Source organism: Rubrivirga litoralis (assembly GCF_031846415.1).
Lineage (GTDB): Bacteria > Bacteroidota > Rhodothermia > Rhodothermales > Rubricoccaceae > Rubrivirga > Rubrivirga litoralis.
Map to the genome: position 1 here is coordinate 1 of NZ_JAVRHT010000052.1, position 16,992 is coordinate 16,992.

A 16,992-nucleotide genomic window follows, 5' to 3' on the forward strand; every position below is an offset into this window, starting at 1 on the left:
TCTCGCGCTCTCCCCGCTCTCGCGCTACAGCCCCCGCTCGCGGAGCCGGTCGCAGAGGCGGTCGAAAAAGGCGCACGCGTCGTGCCCCGCCGCCCCGATGCCGAGCCCGATCTGCCGGGCGTGGTCGGCCTCGACCGTCCCCAGCCGCTCGCCCCACGCGGCCGACGCCTCGGGCACGATCCCGTCGTTGACGCCGGCGAGCCCGTAGAGAATCCGGTTGGGGACCACGAGCGGCGGCGAGACCGGGACCGCCGTCCCCCGCCCCGCCCGGCCGGCGAACGAGGCGCACCAGGCGCCGTCGACCGTCTCGTCCGGGTCGAACTGCGCGGCGACGGCGTCGGGCGTGAGCTCGGCGAGGGCGGCCTCGGTGTGGGGCGGGGCGGCGTCGTAGGCCGCGCGGCCCACGAAGTCCATGAACCCGACGGCCCACGCGCGGAGCCGGTCCGGCCGGTCGAGCACGTACTGCGCCAGCGCCGTCCCCCGGTGCGGCGTCGACAGCGTGACGAGGCTCGCGAACCGCCCCGCCCACGCCGGGTCGCGGGCGAGCCAGCGAGCGTCGAGGCCGCCCGACGAGAAGGCGACGAGGTTGAGGCGCTCGGCGCCCGTCTCTGCGCGCACGCGGGACAGCCGGTCGGCCCAGACCTCGGCGCGCACGGCGACCGTGTCGTACGGGTTGACGTGGGGGGCGTAGGCGGCCACGCCCCGCCCGCGGAGGTGCATGGCCTCGGCGTGGAGGACGCCGCCCTGGACCAGGTTCGCGAGCGCCCCGAACCCGTGCATCAGGACGACGGGGTACCGCGTCGGGGCCAACGGCGGCTGCGGCATCGGCTCCAACTCGACGGCCCGCCGGGCGACGGCCTCGGCGCGGCGGCCGAGGCGTGAGAGGAGCGGGGCGGGGTGGGACGTGTCCAGGGGGAGCGGGGCGGCTACGGGCTGTGTACGCGCCACCCCGCCCGCGGTCTCCTAGGCCGCGATGCGGGTGCCGCCGAGCTGGCGGAGCAGGGCGCGGGCCTCCTGGGCGGGGCGGAAGCCGGCGTCGGCCTCGGACCACGCGGCGAGCGCGGCGCCAAGGTGGCGGCGGGCCTCGGCGGGGCGGTCGCGGAGGAGGCGCGCGAGGGCGAGGTGGGCCTTCGGGTTGGCGGGCATCAGGCGGAGGGCACGGTCGAGGCTCTTCTGGGCGCCGGCCTGGTCACCGGCCGCCGCCTGCGCCTCGCCCAGCCGGCGCCACGTCCCGCTGCCGCTGGGCTTCTCTTCGACGAGCGCCTCGTAGACGGCGACGGCCTCGGCGGCCCGGCCGGCGGCGACGAGGGCGTCCGCGCGGAGGACGGGGCCGGCCCCCAGCTTCTCGAGGTCGAGCCCCTGGGCGGCGCCCTCGGTAGCCGCCCGCTCGATCGCAGCGAGGGCGCGCGGTCCGTCGCCCTCGGCCGTCGCGACCGACGCCTCGTGGATGAGGGCGACCGCGGTAAAGATCGGGATCTGCTGGACCGCTGGGTGCCCCTGAGCCGCCGCGACGGCGGCGTCGGCCTGGGCCTCCAGACCGTGCTCGACAAGGTGGCTGGCGACGTCGGCCTTTGCCAGCGCGAGCGAGGCCGCGTCGGTGGTCGTCGCCTGCTCCGCCCAGTGGGCGTCGAGGTCGGCGAGGGCCGCGGCCGTCCGGCCCAGGCTGAGGACCTCCTCGGCCCGCGCCCGGAGCGCGGCCGCGCGCTCAGACGGCGTCTTCGCCATCGACACCGCGCGGTCGTACGCCCCCAGCCCGTCCTCCAGCCGGCCCACGCCGACGAGCGCCCCGCCCAAGGCGGAGACGACGGCCGTGTTGTCGGGCTCGGCCAGCGTCGCCTGGCGGAGCGCTTCGATGGCCGCTTCGGACTCGCCCTGGAGCCGCTTGACGTGGGCCAGCCCGCGGAGCCCGTCGGCGCGCCCGGGCTCGGTGTCGGCGAACGCCTGGTAGTGCACCTCGGCGGCGGCGAGGCGGTTCTGCATCAGGCGGGCAGACGCGGCCTGGAGATGGGCCTCGGTCTCGCCCGGGTCGAGTGCGATGATCTCCTCGTAGGCGGTCACGGCCACCTCGTAGTCGCCGCGGTTGAGGGCGATCATGGCCAGGATGGTGCGGGGGTCCGTCCGCTCGGGGAACAGCTCGGCCCACCGCTTGAGCGCGGCGTAGGCCTCGTCCGGCCGCTGCGACATGAACAGCTCGTTGAACACGAGCGCGTGCCGGTTGCTCTCCGACAGGCGGTAGTCGTGCTGGCGGGCGGCGGCCAGGCTCGCCTGCGCGCCGGCCATGTCGCCCGCCTGCATCTGGGGCATCGAGAGGAGGATGTGGGCGAGCGCGAACGAGGGGTCGGCCTCGGCCGCCTGGGCAAAGTGGGGAGCGGCCGCGGCCACGTCCTGGTCGTAGCTGAGGAGGTGGAATCCGGTGGTCCACGCCTCCAGCGCGCCGTCGTCGCTCGTCAGGAGCTCGGGGGCGGGGAGGTCGGCGGCGTCGGCCCGGCGGTCCGCCGGGAGGTCGAGCTCGTCTCGGATCCAGGTCGCCGCGCGGTCGGCGACGTCGAGGACGCTCCGGCCGGTCTCATCGAACGTGTCGACCTCGCGGCCCGTCTCGCCGTCGGTGAGCCGGAGCGCCAGGCGGACGCCCTCCTCGACCCGCGACACGGTCCCCGTCACGAACACGTCGAGCCGCGCGCGGGCGGCCTCTTTATGCGCGAGCGCGAGTGGGACGCCCGCGCCGTCGGGGTAGCCGGCCCGGCGGAGCCGCTCGGCAAAGTCGTCCGGCGTCTCGACCGTCAGGAACGGGCTCTGGTCGAGGTCGAACCCGATCCCGTAGGCCGCCGCCCGCCCCAGCCACGGCTCGTCGTCGGGGCCGTCGAGGTAGAACGCGCCGACCCGCTTGCGGAACGCCTCGGTGGCCACGACGCGCTCGACGCGCTCGCCGTCGGCGCCCTCCGCCACGACGGTCCGCGAGACCGGCCCCATCGGCTTGTCCGCGAACCCGACGCCCAGAACGGCGGCGGCGAGGATGCCGTTGGTGCCCAGGGCCATCTTGTGCGGCTTCCGCATCTGGACACGCGGGGCCGCCCCGCCCCGGCAGTACGCCGTCAGGAGCACCGACGGGAGCGCGAGCAGGGCCAGCCACATCGCCGCGTCGACGAGGTGGGGCGAGAGCCCGTAGTGCTGCGTCAGGAAGTTGACGAAGAGCACGGCCGACGTCGCGCTGCCGACGTAGACGCCGGCCGTCTTGAGAAGGCCCCGCTGGGAGAGCCGGTCGAGAAGGTCCCCTGACGAGGGGGCGTGAAGGTCGGACATCCGGGTTCAGGTCGCTGACCGGAAGGGTACACAGTCCTTGCACCTAGGGTCAACACGAACTTCGAAATAGATGAGGCGCGACCACCCCGCCCGGCAGGCGCGTCTAGGCGCCCACCGCCACCATCGCCAGCCCCACGACGAGCGGCACGCGGACGTTGTCGTTGACCGGGATCGGGAGCGCCTCGACGGCCGCCCCGACGACGGCCCCGACCGCGCACGCCACGAGCCCCAGCTCGGCCGGCGGCCACGCCGCGATCGCCGCCCCGACCGCGAACGCCGTGAGCGCGTAGGCCGCGCTGCCCTCGACCGACTTCGGCGAGCCCGGCCACCGCGTCCGCCCGAACCGGCGGCCGACCACGGCGGCGGCCCCGTCGCCCACCATGAGCATGGCGAGCGACGCCGCGGCCACGCCCGGCGGGAACAGCCACGCGCAGGCGGCCGCGGCCAGGAACATCCAGACGGCCCCGTTGAACACGATCCGCCCGCCCGTGCCCAGCTCCTCGGGCCGCATCATCCACCCGAACGCGCGGTCGATGAGGACGCGGCGGACGGCCGGGACCTTCTGCTGCGCCACGTCGAGCGCGACGGCGAGCACGGCCAGCGCCGTCAGCGCCCCGAGCACGAGGGGCCGGGGCAGGACCAGGATCGAGGCCGGCAGCACGAGGGCGCCCAGGTGGATCGCCTTCCGCTTGAGCTCGGTGGCGTACGGGATCTGGGGGACGTGGTCGCTCACGGGCCGAAGGTACCCTGCCGCCGCCCCGCCCACGGCGCCAGACCGGGCGGGGCGGCCGGAGCCCGTGCGGGGCGGGCATGGCGGGGCGGGGTGGCCGGAGCGCGGGCGGGGACTCCGAGCAGCCCGGCGCGTACCTCACCCGCACCACCCCGCCCCGCCATGCCCGCCCCGCCCGTTTTCCTCGTCGCCCTCGGCCTCGCGGCCTCCGTCCTCCTCGCCGCGTGCGGGCCGTCCGACTACGCCGGCGAGATGCGCGCGCAGCACGACGGCGACACGCCGGCGGCCTCGGGCGCGACGGCCGGCGCCGACACGGCCGACGTGACCGTCGAGCGCGTCGTCTACGGGACCGTCGACGGCCAGACGCTGACGGGCACGATCGCCCGCCCCGCCGGCGCCGGCCCGACGGCGGGGCTCCCCGGCGTCGTGGTCATCCACGAGTGGTGGGGGCTGAACGAGAACGTCGAGGACATGGCGCGGCGGCTCGCCGACGAGGGCTACGCCGCGCTCGCGGTCGACCTCTACGGCGGCGAAACGGCGGCGACGCCGGACGAGGCCATGTCGCTCGTGCGATCCGCGATGGCCGACGAGGAGGCGCTGACGGAGAACCTCCAGGCGGCCTACCGCTTTCTCGCCTCCCGCGAGGAGGCCCCGCGCGTGGGCGTCATCGGGTGGTGCTTCGGGGGCATGTGGTCGCTCCGCGCCGCGCTCGCCCTCCCCGACGAGCTGGACGCCGCCGTCGTGTACTACGGCGGCCCCGTGACCGACGCCGACCGGCTCGCGCCGCTCGACATGCCCGTCCTCGCGTTCTTCGGCGAGGACGACTCGTCGATCCCCCAGGACACCGTCCGCGCCTTCGAGACGGCGCTCGCCGAGGCCGACGTCGAGCACGAGGTGGAGGTGTACCCCGGCGCCGGCCACGCCTTTGCCAACCCGTCGGGCGAGAACTACGTCCCCGCCGCCGCCGAAGACGCCTGGCGCCGCACGACGGCGTTCCTCGCCGACAACCTGAAGGACCAGTAGGCCGGTGTAGCCGGTGAGTCGTACGGCCTCTGATACCAATTCTGGAGGTTTGTGCCTCACCCGAGCCGCCCCGCCCCGCCCATCCACCACCCCTAGCCCCTCCTGGCTGCGCCGTCCCTTCGGGGTGTCCGGGAGGGGAACGCCTCTGGAGGCGTCGGAGCATGAGCCCTCAGCCCGCGTAGCGGGAGGGGGACCCAGGGTGGCCGCCCCGCCCGCTACGCCGAGAACGCGCCGCCGGCGGAGCGGACGAGCCCGAGCTCGGCGAGCGCGTCGAGGACCTCGGCGACGTCGGCCCGGCGGGCGCCGTCGAACCGGCCGGCCACGGCGTCGGCCGTCCGCGCGCCGCCGGCCACGGCCTGGCGGACGGCGACGGTCCGCGCGGCGAGGGCGGCCGGCCACGGGCGCGCGGCCGGCGCCGCGTCGGCGGCCTCGGGCGGGGCGGCGGCAAGGTCGAGCCCGCCCTGCGGGGCGGCGTCGGGGGCCTGGAACGCGGGGCGGAGGTACCGGACGCGCCCGGCCTCCTCCTCGGCCCGCCGCTCGGCGTTGAGCGCGACGAGCCGGTCCAGCACGGCGGCCCGGAACGTCGGGGCCTCGGCGTCGAGGTCGCCCCAGCCGTAGGCGTCGAGCACGGCCCGGTCGAGCCGGCGGTGGAGGTCGAGGAGCGTGTGCGCGAGCCCGTCGCGGGAGGCCCGCTCCTCGCGCGCCGAGAGCGCCCGCCCCGCCCGGAGCGCCTCGACGGCGTTGTAGAGGTCGGTCAGCCCGACGCTCTTTTCTGTTTGCTGCCGCTTCCGGTGGGCGTCGATGGCCTCGCCAAGGTCTCGGATTTCCTGCTCCTGGTCCGCGGGCGGGGTGGGGAAGGGGAAGGGCTCGAAGGTGGCGGAGTTGTTGTAACGCGGATCATTACCGATGCCGAGCCGACCGCCGGCAGCGAGCGCCCACTCTACATGAACCTGACTGGAGAGAATGCCGAGGTAGAAGGCGTCTTCGAGAGCGACGCAGACGAGCGCTTCGTCGGGGAGCACTTCGCCGTCGAGGAACACGAAAATGCGGTGCTTGGACACGTACGGTGTGACGATGAATCGGCGCAGGCCGTCGAGGGCGGGGCGGAAGCTGGCCCGGGGCTCGCCCAGGACCCACCACTTCTCGCGGTAGCTGGCGCGGCGGACCTCCATCCGCCCCGGCTTCACGTCCCGGACCAGCTTCTCGTAAGCCTGGGGGAAGCGGTCTCTGACCTCGTCTTCGTTCAGCCCCAGGAAGTCGAGGATGTAGAGCCCGCGCGGCGAGCGGACCACGTCGCTCCCGTTGAGGTACGGCCGGAGGTGCCGGTCGATGTCTCCGCCCCGCCCGCGCCCCATCACCTCGGCCTCGTCGGGCGAGAGACGGAACCCCGTTCCGACAGGCGTAACGCCCCGGTTGCTGATCCCCTCGTTCGCGCTGAGCGGTTCCGCCCCGCTCACGTCGGCCCCGACTGTGAGGTCCACGTTGACCCGCCCGACGTACTCCGTGAGGTCTACGTCGGCCGCGCCCGCCCCGCCCCGCTCGTCGGTCACGACGGCGAGCCGCCCCGCCCCCGCGTCGAAAGCGTCGGCGCTCGCTCCGACCGTCATCGACACGCGGACGGCCGCGCCGTCGGCCGCGTCGACCCACGGGTGGTCTGGGACCGCGAATGCGAGCGCTAGGGGCGGGGTGGGGTTCGTTCCAGGTCTGACCTGGAACGAAGACAGGTGGGCTTCTACCACGCGCCGGTTGAACGTCTGCGGCAGCGAGTTTGTCGTGATGAGCCCGAACCGCTCGGCCTCCCCGCGCCGGACCGCCTCGGCCGCCCGGTGCCACCAGTACATCACGAGGTCCGCCGACTCGGGCACGTCGGGGTACGCCGCCCGCAGCCCCTCCGTGTAGTCGTCGCCGAGCGCGTCCCGCATCCGCTTGTTGCCCACGAACGGCGGGTTGCCGACGACAAAATCTGCCTCGGGCCACGGGGCGGGGTGGCCGTCGTCGTCGAGCACGGCGTCGCGGTGCTCGACCTGCCCGTACCCCTCCAGCACCGGCTCCGGGAGCGGCTGGCTGGCCCCGTAGCGCGCCCGGTGCCACTGGAGGTACCCGATCCACAGCACGAGGTCCGCAATCGCCGCCGCGCGCGCGTTCACCTCGATCCCGCGCATCTGGCGCGGCGTGACCCCGAACCCCTCGCCGACCGCCTCGCCCACGAGCCGCCCGGCGGCGGCGCGGGCCTCGTCCTCCAGCGCCTTCAGGCCCGCGAGCGTGACGTAGAGGAAGTTGCCCGACCCGCACGCCGGGTCTAGCACGCGGACCGACGCGAGCCGCGAGAGGAACCCGGCGAGCGTGGCCCGGGCCTCGTTCCGCTTCCGCGTCGCCACCGCCTTCGTCGTCGCCTCCTCGGCCTCGTTCACGAGCCGGTTCGCCGTCGCCCGCGCCCCGTCCCACTCCGCCCGGAGCGGCTCCAGGACCGCCGGCCCCACGAGCCGCTCGACGTAGGCGCGCGGCGTGAAGTGCGCGCCCAGCCGGTGCCGCTCGGTCGGGTCGAGCGCCCGCTCCAGGAGCGTCCCGAAGATCGACGGCTCGACGTCGGACCAGTCGGCCCGGGCCGCGTCGCGGAGCCGGTCGTACTGGTCGCGGTCGAGGCGCGGCGCCCGGTGCTCGGCGAACAGCCCGCCGTTGAACCGGCGAACGGTCTCGCGCGCGTCGGAGACGTAGCCGCCCCGGTCCATCGTCCCGAAAAAGGCGCCGAGCGCGTGCGGGAGGTGGTCGAGGTCGTCGGCGTAGGCGTCGAGGAGGGCGCTGAACGCGCGGCCCGGAACGAGCCCGGCGTCCTCGGCGAACATCGAGAACAGGGCGCGCGTGAGGAAGCCGGCCACGGCCTCGGCGTCCATCGGCGCCCCGTCGGCGTCGACGGCCCCGGCGAGCGACGCGGCGAGCTCGGCGAGCCGGCCGGCGAGGTCGACCGTCACGCGGGCCTGCCGGCGCGCGGGGTCGAGCGCGAGCGGGTCCTCGAACACCGCCCGCAGCCGCGCCCGCACGTCGGCGTCGCGGAGCTCGGCGAGCCGGACGCGGTGCGTGGCGGCGTCGGGGAACGGGCGGTAGAGCCGGCCGGTGCCGGAAAAGTCGGCGTAGAGGTCGAGGCAGAACCCCACGTCGCACACGACGACGAACGGGGGCGGGGGCTCGGCGGCCTCCAGGTTCCGGGCGTAGCCCTCGGCCTGGTTCCGGGCCGCGTCCATCGTGGCCTCCCACGCCCGCGTCCCCCGTTTGCCGTGGCCTTGCCGGAGCTTGCGGCCGCCGGCCGTCCGCTTCTCGTCGGCCCCCTGCTTCGTCTCCAGCACGAACGCCCCGCGCTTGTAGAGGTCGATGAACCCCTTGCTCTGGGTCCCGTCCTGGAAGCTCAGCGGCCGCTCGAACACGTAGCCGTCGGCCCGGTCGTCGCCCGTCGTGAGGGCGGGGCGGTCGACGTCGAGGGCGTCGGCGAGGTCGCGGAGGAACGTCTGGGCGTTGGCCCGCTCCGCCCCGCCCGAGGCGGCGGCGTCTTCGATAAACGTGTCGAGGTCGAGGCGCGGCGCGCGGTCGTCGGTCACGGGCGGGGCGGACGGGTGGGAACGTCCGGGATGTTACCGAGCGGACGCGCGGGCGGGGCGGGCGCTCAGGGCGGGGCGGGCCGCCCGCACCGGGCGGAGTCTGAGCCCAGCGTCCGGCGCCCCCGCAGCCGCGCATCGGGCCGACGCCGCGCAGGAACCGCGGGGTGGGGCGGCGAGACCAACCCGCCCCCACCTACTGCACACCATGGACCTCGGAATCAGCGAACGGGCCGCCGTCGTCACCGGCGCCGCCGGCGGCATGGGCCTCGAAACGGCCCGCATCCTCCGCCAGGAGGGCACGCGCGTACTCATGACGGACCTGGACGAGAGCGAGCTCGCCCTCTCCGTTCAGATCCTCGAGTCCGACGGGCTCGGCGGCGACGGCCTCCGCTCGGTCGTCGCCGACCTCGGCAGCCAGGACGGCGCCGACGCCGTGGCCGCCGCCGTCGACTGGGACCTCGACATCCTCGTCCACACGGCCGGCATCACCGGCGCCAAGGGCGACCCGCTGAGCGACATCACCGAGGACGATTGGATGGAGGCGTGGCAGACCGATATGATGTCGGCGGTCCGCATGGCGAAGGCGACGATGCCGGGGATGCTCGACCGCGGCTGGGGCCGCGTGGTCTTCGTGACGTCGGAGAACGTGGCGCAGCCGTACAGCGACGAGGTCGTCTACAACGGCGCCAAGGCCGCGCTGCTCACGTTCGCCAAGGCGCTCGGCCAGCGCTACGCGCCGAAGGGCGTGCTCGTCAACTCCGTCGCGCCGGCCTTTATCGCGACCGACATGACGGACGGGATGATGGAGAAGACGGCCGAGGAGGAGGGTGAGACGATGGACGAGGCCATCGACGAGTTCCTCGAAGAGGACCGGCCGCACCTCGTCCTCGACCGGCGCGGGCGGCCCGAGGAGGTCGCCGCTGTCATCGCGTTCCTGTGTTCGGAGCGCGCGAGCTTCGTCGTCGGCTCGAACTACCGCGTCGACGGCGGCTCCGTCGCCTCCATCGACATCTGAGGTTTCGTGGGGCGGGTACTGGGTACGGGTCCAGACGCTGCCGCCCTGCCCCCGACGGCCCGCATGGGCGGGGTGGGGGAGGCCGCCCCGCCCGCTCGCTTTGCCTGTCTGACCACCCCGCTCTCGCGCTCAGTCCGCCCCACCCCGCCCTTATGAAGACGTTTGACAACCCGGTTCGCGATCCCGACGGCCCGTTCGACGGCCCCGTCACGTTCGACGACGTGGCCGAGCGGATCGCGTCGATCCCGCTCGACGGCCAGCCGCCGGAGCTCCGCGACCTGTACGCCCGGCTCATGCGCGGCGACGCGGCCGGCGCGCCGGCCGGGATGGGCGAGGAGGCCGAGGTCGGCGGCGTGTCCGGTTTGCTGTTCCGTCCCGAGGGCGGGGCGGGCGAGGCGCCGCGCGTGGTGTGGCTCCACGGCGGCGGCTACGTGTTCGGCTCGCCCGAGACGCACTGGCGACCGGCGGCGGCGTTCGCGGCGGCCGTGGGCGAGGCCGTGTTCATGCCGCGCTACCCGCTCGCGCCTGAGGCGCTGTGGCCCGCCCCGCTCCAACAGTCGGCGCTGCCCGTGGCGCGGGCGGTGCTGGAGGGCGGCCGTGGCCTCGCCGTCGTCGGCGACAGCGCGGGCGGGCACCTCACGCTCACGACCGTCCTGGCGCTCGCGCGCGAGGACCGGCCGGCGACCGTCGCCGCCGTGTTCTCGCCCAACGCCGACCGCACGGGGCTCAGCGACACGCGCGAGGCGAACTCGCCGCGCGACGCGATGAACAACGACGAGGACGACCGCCGCTGCGCCTCGATCGCGACCGGCCCCGTCGACCTCCCGGACGACGACCCGACCATCTCGCCGCTCGTCGACGACCTGTCGCTCCTTCCGCCGCTCTGGGTCGAGGTCGGCGAAACCGAGGTGCTGCTCGGCGAGGCGCGGCTCCTCGCGGAGCGCGGCCAGGCCGCCGGCGCCGACGTCCGCCTCCACGTCGAGCCCGACGCGTTCCACATGTGGCAGCTCTGGACCCCGTGGCTGAAGGAGGCCGACGCCTCGCTCGCGCGCGCGTCGGCGTTCGTCCGCGAGCACCTGGGCGGGGCGGCGTAGGCCGGGCGCGCACCGCGCCGTTGTGGAAAGGGCGGGGCAGTTTACGCCTCGGGCGGGGCGGTCAACCCTGGTACTCGCCCCAGACCTCGCGGAGCCGGCCTGCGACCTCGCCGACCGTCGCCTCGGCCTCGACGGCGTCGAGCACGTGCGGCACCACGTTCTCGTCGCCCCGCGCCGCCGTTTCGAGGGCGTCGAGCGCCGCGCCCCACGCGGCCTCGTCCCGCCCCGCCCGGAGCGCCCGGAGCCGCTCGATCTGGCCCTCGCGGACGGCGTCCGACACGCGGAGGAGCTCGACGTCGGCCTCGTCGCCGTCGGTCTGGAAGCGGTTGACGCCGACGACCACCTGGTCGCCCGACTCGACCGCGAGCTGGGCGGCGTAGGCCGACTGCGCGATGCGGTCCTGGTAGAACCCGGCCTCGATGGCGGCCACCGCCCCGCCCATGTCGTCGATCTCCTCGATGAGCCGCGTCGCCTCGGCCTCGATGTCGGCCGTCAGGCGCTCGACGTAGAAGGAGCCCGCGAGCGGGTCGACGGCGTCGGCGACGCCGCTCTCGTAGCCGATCACCTGCTGCGTGCGGAGCGCGAGCGTGGCGGCCTGCTCCGTCGGCAGCGCGAGGGCCTCGTCGAACCCGTTCGTGTGGAGCGACTGCGTGCCGCCGAGGACGGCGGCGAGGGCCTGGAGCGTGGTCCGCGCCACGTTGTTCATCGGCTGCTGCGCGGTCAGCGTCGAGCCCGCCGTCTGCGTGTGGAACCGGAGCATCTGCGCCTTCGTGTCCGTTGCTCCGAAGCGGTCGCGCATGACGTGCGCCCACATCCGCCGCGCGGCCCGGAACTTGGCGATCTCCTCGAAGAAGTCGTTGTGCGCGTTGAAGAAGAAGCTCAGCCGCTTCCCGAACGTGTCCACGTCGAGCCCGGCGTCGAGGGCGGCCTCGACGTAGGCGATCCCGTCGGCGAGCGTGAACGCGAGCTCCTCGGCGGCCGTCGACCCGGCCTCGCGGATGTGGTAGCCCGAGATCGAGATCGTGTTCCACCGCGGCACCGTCTCGGCGCACCACGCGAACGTGTCGGTGATAAAGCGCATCGACGGGCGGGGCGGGTAGATGTAGGTCCCGCGCGCGGCGTACTCCTTGAGGATGTCGTTCTGGATCGTCCCGCCGAGCTTCGTCAAGTCCGCCCCCTGCTCCTTGGCGACGGCCACGTAGAGCGCGAGCAGGACGGGCGCCGTCGCGTTGATGGTCATCGACGTCGTGACGTCTTCCAACTCGATCCCGTCGAACAGCCGGCGCATGTCGTCGATGGAGCAGATCGAGACGCCCACCTTGCCCACCTCGCCCTCGGCGATCGGGTCGTCGGCGTCGTAGCCGATCTGCGTCGGCAGGTCGAACGCGACGGAGAGCCCGCGCGCGCCAGCAGCGAGGAGGGCGTGGTAGCGCTCGTTGGAGGCCTCGGCCGTCGAGAAGCCGGCGTACTGGCGCATCGTCCACAGCCGCTCACGGTACATCGCGGGGTAGACGCCGCGCGTGAACGGGAACCGGCCGGGCTCGCCGAGCCGCGCGTCGAGGTCGGCGGGCAGGTCGGCGTCGGTGGCGACGGCGGGCGGGGCGGCGTGGGCGGGCATCGACGTGTGCGGGCGGGGTGGGGGAGACGTGGTACCGCCACGCCCTCGGGCGGGTTCAGGGTCCGGGGGGTTCGGGGTTGTTTGGTTCGGGGTCGGCTGGTTCGGGCGGGGCGGTGGGCGACCCCTAGTGTCGCGACAGATTGTTCGTGAGCCGGTAGCCGCAGTGGCGTATCCACCGCTCGACCTGCTCGGCATGGACCGCCGCCAGCGCGTCGGCCACGGCTGCACGAAGCGCCTCCCGCGTCCGCGCGGCCACGCCCCGCAGCCGCGCCTTGACGACCGACCAGCACAGTTCGATCGGGTTGAACTCCGGCGAGTACCGCGGCAGGTAGAGCACGCCGACCCCGGCCTCGGCCAAGGCCGCTCGCACCACCTTCGTCTTGTGAGCCGAGAGGTTGTCCATGACCACCACGTCGCCGGCCGAGAGCGCAGGGATCAGCGCCTCGACTACGAAGGCGAGAAACCGCTCGCCCGTCATCGCCCCGTCCATCGCGCGCCAGGCGACCACCCCGCCGCGCCCGCCGTCGGCGCGGATGGCGCCGACGACCGTGAGGTTCTTGCCGCGGTTGAGCGGGACGGCGTCGTAGACGGGCTGGCCCCGCCGAGACCGGCCGTAGCGCCGCGTCACGGTGACGTTCGAGCCGGTCTCGTCGAGGAACACGAGCCGCCGTGCGTCGAGCGCCGGCTGCGCCTCGGCGAAGGCGGCTCGCTCGGCGGCTACGTCCGGGCGGTCGCGCTCGTCGGCTCGGAGCGTCTTTTTTTGAGCGTCAGCCCGGCCGCGACGAGCACGCCGTTGACGGTCGAGCGGGCGACCCCGACGCCGCGCTCGGCGGCGAGCCGGTCGCGGAGCTCGGCGCAGGTCGCGTCGGAGCCGTCGGCCCACGCCACGAGCGCGGCGCGGTCGTCGTCGGAGAGCTTGCGCGGGGCGCCGCCACGGTGGCCGACCGGCTCGGCGGTGCCGTCGGTGCGCCAGCGGCGCTTGAGCTTCTGGACGAAGCCGCGGCTGACGCCGAAGCGCTCGGCGAGCGCGTGCTCGGTGGGCGCGCCGTCGGCGAGGGCGGCGCCGAGGACGCGGCGGCGGAGGTCGAGCGAGAAGGCGGCCATGAGGTTGGCGTTTGACCGAGCAGAGACTACGAACAATCTGTCACGACACTAGGCAACCGCCCCGCCCTGGCCTTCGCGGGCGGGGTGGGCATGGCCGGGCTCCGTCTCACCGCCCCGCCTGGGCGCAGGGCGGGCGGGAACCTGCTCGGCGCCGCCCCGGCGTTGCATGCAACGCCGCTACCCGGGGCGGGGCGGACGTCCCCGGGGCAACCCCGAGCCCCTACGCCCGCTCGTTGTGCGGCGCGTACTTGCTCCCGCGCAGGACCTCGACGTCCTGGAGGTAGACGATGACCGAGTGGTGCGCGAAGTAGCGCTCGGCCACGTGCTCCGCGATCCGCTCGGCGACCTCCGGCGGGACGACCGTCTCGACCTTCACGCTGGGCACGCCCGGCACGCCCGTCCTCGCCCCCCTGGACCCTTCGCCCTTGACGTCAGCGATCGTGTGGCCGGTCGCCCCGAGCGTGTGGAGCGCGTCGAGGAGCCGGTCGCGAACGCTTCGCTCGGCGACGATCGTGACGAGCCGGTAGGTGACGGTCTGCATGCTCGGGGGTACGGGGTACGAGGTACAGGGTACGGACGCCGAACGAGCGCCAGAAGCCGTACTCCGTACCGAGTACCCGGTACCGACCTACCCGCCCCACCACTGGGCCAGCGTGAGGTAGAGCGGGATGCCGACCGTGAGGTTGAACGGGAAGGTGATCCCGAGCGAGGCCGTGAGGTAGTACGCGGGGTTGGCCTCGGGGAGCCCGACGCGAATCGCCGCCGGCGCCGCGATGTACGACGCGCTCGACACCATCGCCCCCAGCACGGCCGCCCCGCCCACCGAGAGCCCGACGGCGAGCCCGACCCAGACGCCGAGCGCCCCGTGGACGACCGGCATCAGCACGCCGAAGGCGACCAGGAACGGGCCGACGCTCTTGAGGTCGCGGAGCCGCCGCGCCGCCGTCATGCCCATGTCGAGGAGGAAGAGCGTGAGCGCGCCCTGGAAGCCGGCCACGAAAAACGGCGCCACCTTCTCGGTCCCCTCCACGCCCGCGATCCACCCGATGACGGTCCCGCCGACGAGGAGCACGATGCTCCGGCCGGTCACGACCTCGCGGAGCGCCTCCTGCCACGACCCCGCCCGGTCGCCGCGCGCGTACGCGATGAGCAAGCCCACGATGATGGCCGGCACCTCGAGCACGGCCACGAGCGCCGGCATGAACCCCTCCGACGGCACGCCGGCATAGGCCGCGACCGCCTGCGCGGCGATGAACGTGACGGCTGAGACCGAGCCGTAGTGAGCCGCGAGTGCCGCCGCGTTCGTCCGGTCGAACCGGCCCAGCCGGCGGAGCACGTTGTAGGCGATGACCGGCGTGAGCACGCCGAGCGCGAGCGTGCCCAGCACCGGCCCAGCCACGTCGCCGAGCGGCGTCTCGCTGAGCGCCACCCCGCCCTTGAGCCCGATCGCGAGCAGGAGGTAGATCGAGAGCGCCTGGTAGAGCGGCTCCGGGATCTCCAGGTCGCTCTTGACGGCGACGGCGACGGCGCCCAGCACGAACGCCAGGACAACGGGCGAGAGCAGGCTGGCGAGAAGGACGTCGAGCACGGGCGGGCAGAAGGGCGCCCGAAGCTACCCCGCCCCGCCCGCGCCCGTCTCGACGTGACGGCGAATGGCAACCGTCGTGGCCCCGCGACCAGCGGCACCCGTAGGGACACGGCTCGCCGTGCCCGGGTCAGACAGGACGCCGGCCACCCCGCCCGAGGTGCCGGCGGGGCGGGGCGGTGGACCCTGCCGACCATCGCTTGCGAGCGGGCGGGGCGGGGTGGCGCGGTGCCCTGCTGCGACTCGTAGGGACACGGCGCGCCGTGTCCGAACCGAGCGGGGCGGCGCCCAGGAACCACCCCGCCCCGCCCACACTCGGTCACGGGCGGGGCGGCCCTACTCGCCCTGCGCGAGCGAGTACGCACGCTCGCCGTCGAACGTGTACAGGTTCTCCGTCTTGATCACGTCGAACCCGGCCTCGACGAGCCGGCCCTGGAGCGCGACCACCTGGGCCGGCGTGGCCGCCTCGTCCGTCGCCACGAACCGGCAGCGCCAGTGGTCGGTCCAGAACGTCTCGGGGAGGCCGTCGGGGTAGACCTTCACGCCGCGGTTCGTGATCAGCTTCAGGCGGAGGCCGTCGCCGTCCTGCTCGCTCAGGCGGCCGCCGAGCACGTCGGGCACGCGGCCGTCCTCGTCCCAGTCCAGGAACACGTCGACGCCGACCAGCGCCTTCTCGACGCGCGCCGTCGGGTGGACGTCGACGTGGACGCCGGCCTCGCGGTACTCGACCGGCTTGAGGTGCTTCGGGCGCTCGCCCAGCCGCTCGATCACGGCGTCGGTGAACTGCTCCGTCGAGACCTGGCGCTCGCTGGCCTTCGGGCGGTAGATGTCCGGCGTGTGGATGCCGGCCTCGAGCGTCGCCAGCCACGCGTTCTTGATCGTCTCGGCGTGGCGCGGCATCCCTAGGTGGACCAGCATCATGACCGCTCCGTTGAGGAGCCCCGACGGGTTCGCCACGCCCCGCCCGGCGATGTCCGGCGCCGAGCCGTGGATGGCCTCGAACATGGCGAACGAGCTGCCCACGTTCGCCGAGCCCGCCACGCCGACCGAGCCCGAGACCTCGGCGGCGATGTCGGAGATGATGTCGCCGTAGAGGTTGGGGGCCACGACCACGTCGAGCACCTCGGGCCGCGCCGCCACAATGGCCGCGCCGATGTCGATGATCCGGTGCTCGGCCTCGATCTCGGGGTACTCCGGCGCGATCTCGTCGAACACGCGGTGGAACAGCCCGTCCGTCAGCTTCATGATGTTGTCCTTCGACATGCACGTCACCTTGCGGCGGCCATGCGCGCGGGCGTACTCGAAGGCGTAGCGGACAATCGCCTCCGACCCGGGCCGCGTAATCAGCTTGAGCGTCTGGTAGACCTCGGTCGTCTGGCGGTGCTCGATGCCGGCGTAGGTGTCCTCCTCGTTCTCGCGGATGATGACGAGGTTCATGCCCGGCTGGGCCGCGGCCACGAACGGCGCATAGCTCTTGTTCGGCCGCACGTTCGCGAACATGCCGAGCGACTTGCGGAGCGTCACGTTGAGGCTCTTGTAGCCGCCGCCCTGGGGCGTCGTGATCGGCCCCTTGAGGAGCACGCGGTGCCGGCGGATGGCGTCCCACGTCTCGGGCGCGATGCCCGACGTGTGGCCGTTGAGGTAGGCCGCCTCGCCGACCTCGATGGTGTCGTAGCGGAGCGGCGCCTCGGCCGCCTCCAGGATGCGGAGCGTGGCCTCCACGATCTCCGGCCCGATCCCGTCGCCGTACGCCACGGCAATCGGAACGGGCTCGGTGGCGGTCGTCGGGGGCGGGGTGGCGGCGTCGGGCATGCAGATGCGGGGTGGTGCGGTCCGCATCCTACGCAGAACCGGGCCTGCCGGAGCCGCCCCGCCCCGCGAGCGTCCGGTGAATCGTCGCCCGCCCCGCCCGAGCGCCCGCCGCCGGCCTCTC

Annotated in this window: 12 protein-coding genes and 1 pseudogene; 3 read left to right on the forward strand and 10 right to left on the reverse strand. The window is 74.2% G+C overall.

Annotation, left to right across the window (positions count from 1 at the left end):
• Positions 1 to 24: 24 nt before the first annotated feature.
• From RM540_RS15215 to RM540_RS15225, 3 genes are all read right to left on the reverse strand, one after another.
• Positions 25 to 948: an esterase/lipase family protein gene (locus RM540_RS15215; protein WP_311665668.1), complete on the reverse strand. Its 924-nt coding sequence runs from the start codon at positions 946 to 948 to the stop codon at positions 25 to 27.
• 15 nt (positions 949 to 963) lie between these two features.
• The gene (locus RM540_RS15220) at positions 964 to 3,300 is read right to left on the reverse strand and encodes a tetratricopeptide repeat protein (RefSeq protein ID WP_311665670.1); all 2,337 of its coding nucleotides are present in this window, start codon (positions 3,298 to 3,300) and stop codon (positions 964 to 966) included.
• A gap of 103 nt (positions 3,301 to 3,403) precedes the next feature.
• Positions 3,404 to 4,033 carry a diacylglycerol/polyprenol kinase family protein gene (locus tag RM540_RS15225; RefSeq protein WP_311665672.1) on the reverse strand — a complete coding sequence of 210 codons (630 nt, stop codon included), beginning with the start codon at positions 4,031 to 4,033 and terminating at the stop codon, positions 3,404 to 3,406.
• Positions 4,034 to 4,192: 159 nt separating this feature from the next.
• Between RM540_RS15225 and RM540_RS15230 the strand changes: the two genes are divergently transcribed.
• Complete coding sequence (locus tag RM540_RS15230; protein ID WP_311665674.1) at positions 4,193 to 5,053, forward strand: dienelactone hydrolase family protein; 861 nt, start codon at positions 4,193 to 4,195, stop codon at positions 5,051 to 5,053.
• Between the two features lie 215 nt (positions 5,054 to 5,268).
• Here the strand turns inward: RM540_RS15230 and RM540_RS15235 are convergent, their stop codons facing one another.
• Positions 5,269 to 8,643 (reverse strand): class I SAM-dependent DNA methyltransferase, encoded by a 3,375-nt coding sequence (locus tag RM540_RS15235; RefSeq protein ID WP_311665676.1) that lies wholly within the window; start codon positions 8,641 to 8,643, stop codon positions 5,269 to 5,271.
• Positions 8,644 to 8,848: 205 nt separating this feature from the next.
• On the opposite strand from RM540_RS15235, the gene RM540_RS15240 reads away from it, so the two are divergent.
• Entirely contained in the window at positions 8,849 to 9,658 is an 810-nt protein-coding gene (locus tag RM540_RS15240; protein WP_311665678.1) for an SDR family NAD(P)-dependent oxidoreductase, read from the forward strand.
• A gap of 152 nt (positions 9,659 to 9,810) precedes the next feature.
• Positions 9,811 to 10,752, forward strand: coding sequence for an alpha/beta hydrolase (locus RM540_RS15245; RefSeq protein WP_311665679.1), 942 nt, complete (start codon positions 9,811 to 9,813; stop codon positions 10,750 to 10,752).
• Positions 10,753 to 10,813: 61 nt separating this feature from the next.
• Here the strand turns inward: RM540_RS15245 and RM540_RS15250 are convergent, their stop codons facing one another.
• The 6 genes and pseudogenes from RM540_RS15250 to RM540_RS15275 form a co-directional block, all read right to left on the reverse strand.
• Positions 10,814 to 12,370: an acyl-CoA mutase large subunit family protein gene (locus RM540_RS15250; RefSeq protein ID WP_311665682.1), complete on the reverse strand. Its 1,557-nt coding sequence runs from the start codon at positions 12,368 to 12,370 to the stop codon at positions 10,814 to 10,816.
• Positions 12,371 to 12,494: 124 nt separating this feature from the next.
• Positions 12,495 to 13,073 (reverse strand): annotated as a pseudogene (locus RM540_RS15255) (IS630 family transposase); the annotation flags it as partial.
• Between the two features lie 14 nt (positions 13,074 to 13,087).
• Positions 13,088 to 13,474, reverse strand: coding sequence for a helix-turn-helix domain-containing protein (locus RM540_RS15260; RefSeq protein WP_311665684.1), 387 nt, complete (start codon positions 13,472 to 13,474; stop codon positions 13,088 to 13,090).
• A gap of 220 nt (positions 13,475 to 13,694) precedes the next feature.
• Entirely contained in the window at positions 13,695 to 14,015 is a 321-nt protein-coding gene (locus RM540_RS15265) for a DUF3240 family protein (protein ID WP_311665687.1), read from the reverse strand.
• Between the two features lie 87 nt (positions 14,016 to 14,102).
• Positions 14,103 to 15,062 carry a sodium-dependent bicarbonate transport family permease gene (locus RM540_RS15270; protein WP_311665691.1) on the reverse strand — a complete coding sequence of 320 codons (960 nt, stop codon included), beginning with the start codon at positions 15,060 to 15,062 and terminating at the stop codon, positions 14,103 to 14,105.
• A 333-nt stretch (positions 15,063 to 15,395) separates the two neighbouring features.
• Positions 15,396 to 16,871, reverse strand: coding sequence for an NADP-dependent isocitrate dehydrogenase (locus RM540_RS15275; protein ID WP_311665693.1), 1,476 nt, complete (start codon positions 16,869 to 16,871; stop codon positions 15,396 to 15,398).
• Between the last annotated feature and the right edge of the window lie 121 nt (positions 16,872 to 16,992).

Excerpts from the sequence above, each read along its gene's own strand:
- RM540_RS15220 (WP_311665670.1), bottom strand. The coding sequence starts at position 3,300 with ATGTCCGACCTTCACGCCCCCTCGTCAGGGGACCTTCTCGACCGGCTC.
- RM540_RS15230 (WP_311665674.1), top strand. The coding sequence starts at position 4,193 with ATGCCCGCCCCGCCCGTTTTCCTCGTCGCCCTCGGCCTCGCGGCCTCC.
- RM540_RS15240 (WP_311665678.1), top strand. The coding sequence starts at position 8,849 with ATGGACCTCGGAATCAGCGAACGGGCCGCCGTCGTCACCGGCGCCGCC.
- RM540_RS15245 (WP_311665679.1), top strand. The coding sequence starts at position 9,811 with ATGAAGACGTTTGACAACCCGGTTCGCGATCCCGACGGCCCGTTCGAC.
- RM540_RS15250 (WP_311665682.1), bottom strand. The coding sequence starts at position 12,370 with ATGCCCGCCCACGCCGCCCCGCCCGCCGTCGCCACCGACGCCGACCTG.
- RM540_RS15260 (WP_311665684.1), bottom strand. The coding sequence starts at position 13,474 with ATGGCCGCCTTCTCGCTCGACCTCCGCCGCCGCGTCCTCGGCGCCGCC.
- RM540_RS15265 (WP_311665687.1), bottom strand. The coding sequence starts at position 14,015 with ATGCAGACCGTCACCTACCGGCTCGTCACGATCGTCGCCGAGCGAAGC.
- RM540_RS15275 (WP_311665693.1), bottom strand. The coding sequence starts at position 16,871 with ATGCCCGACGCCGCCACCCCGCCCCCGACGACCGCCACCGAGCCCGTT.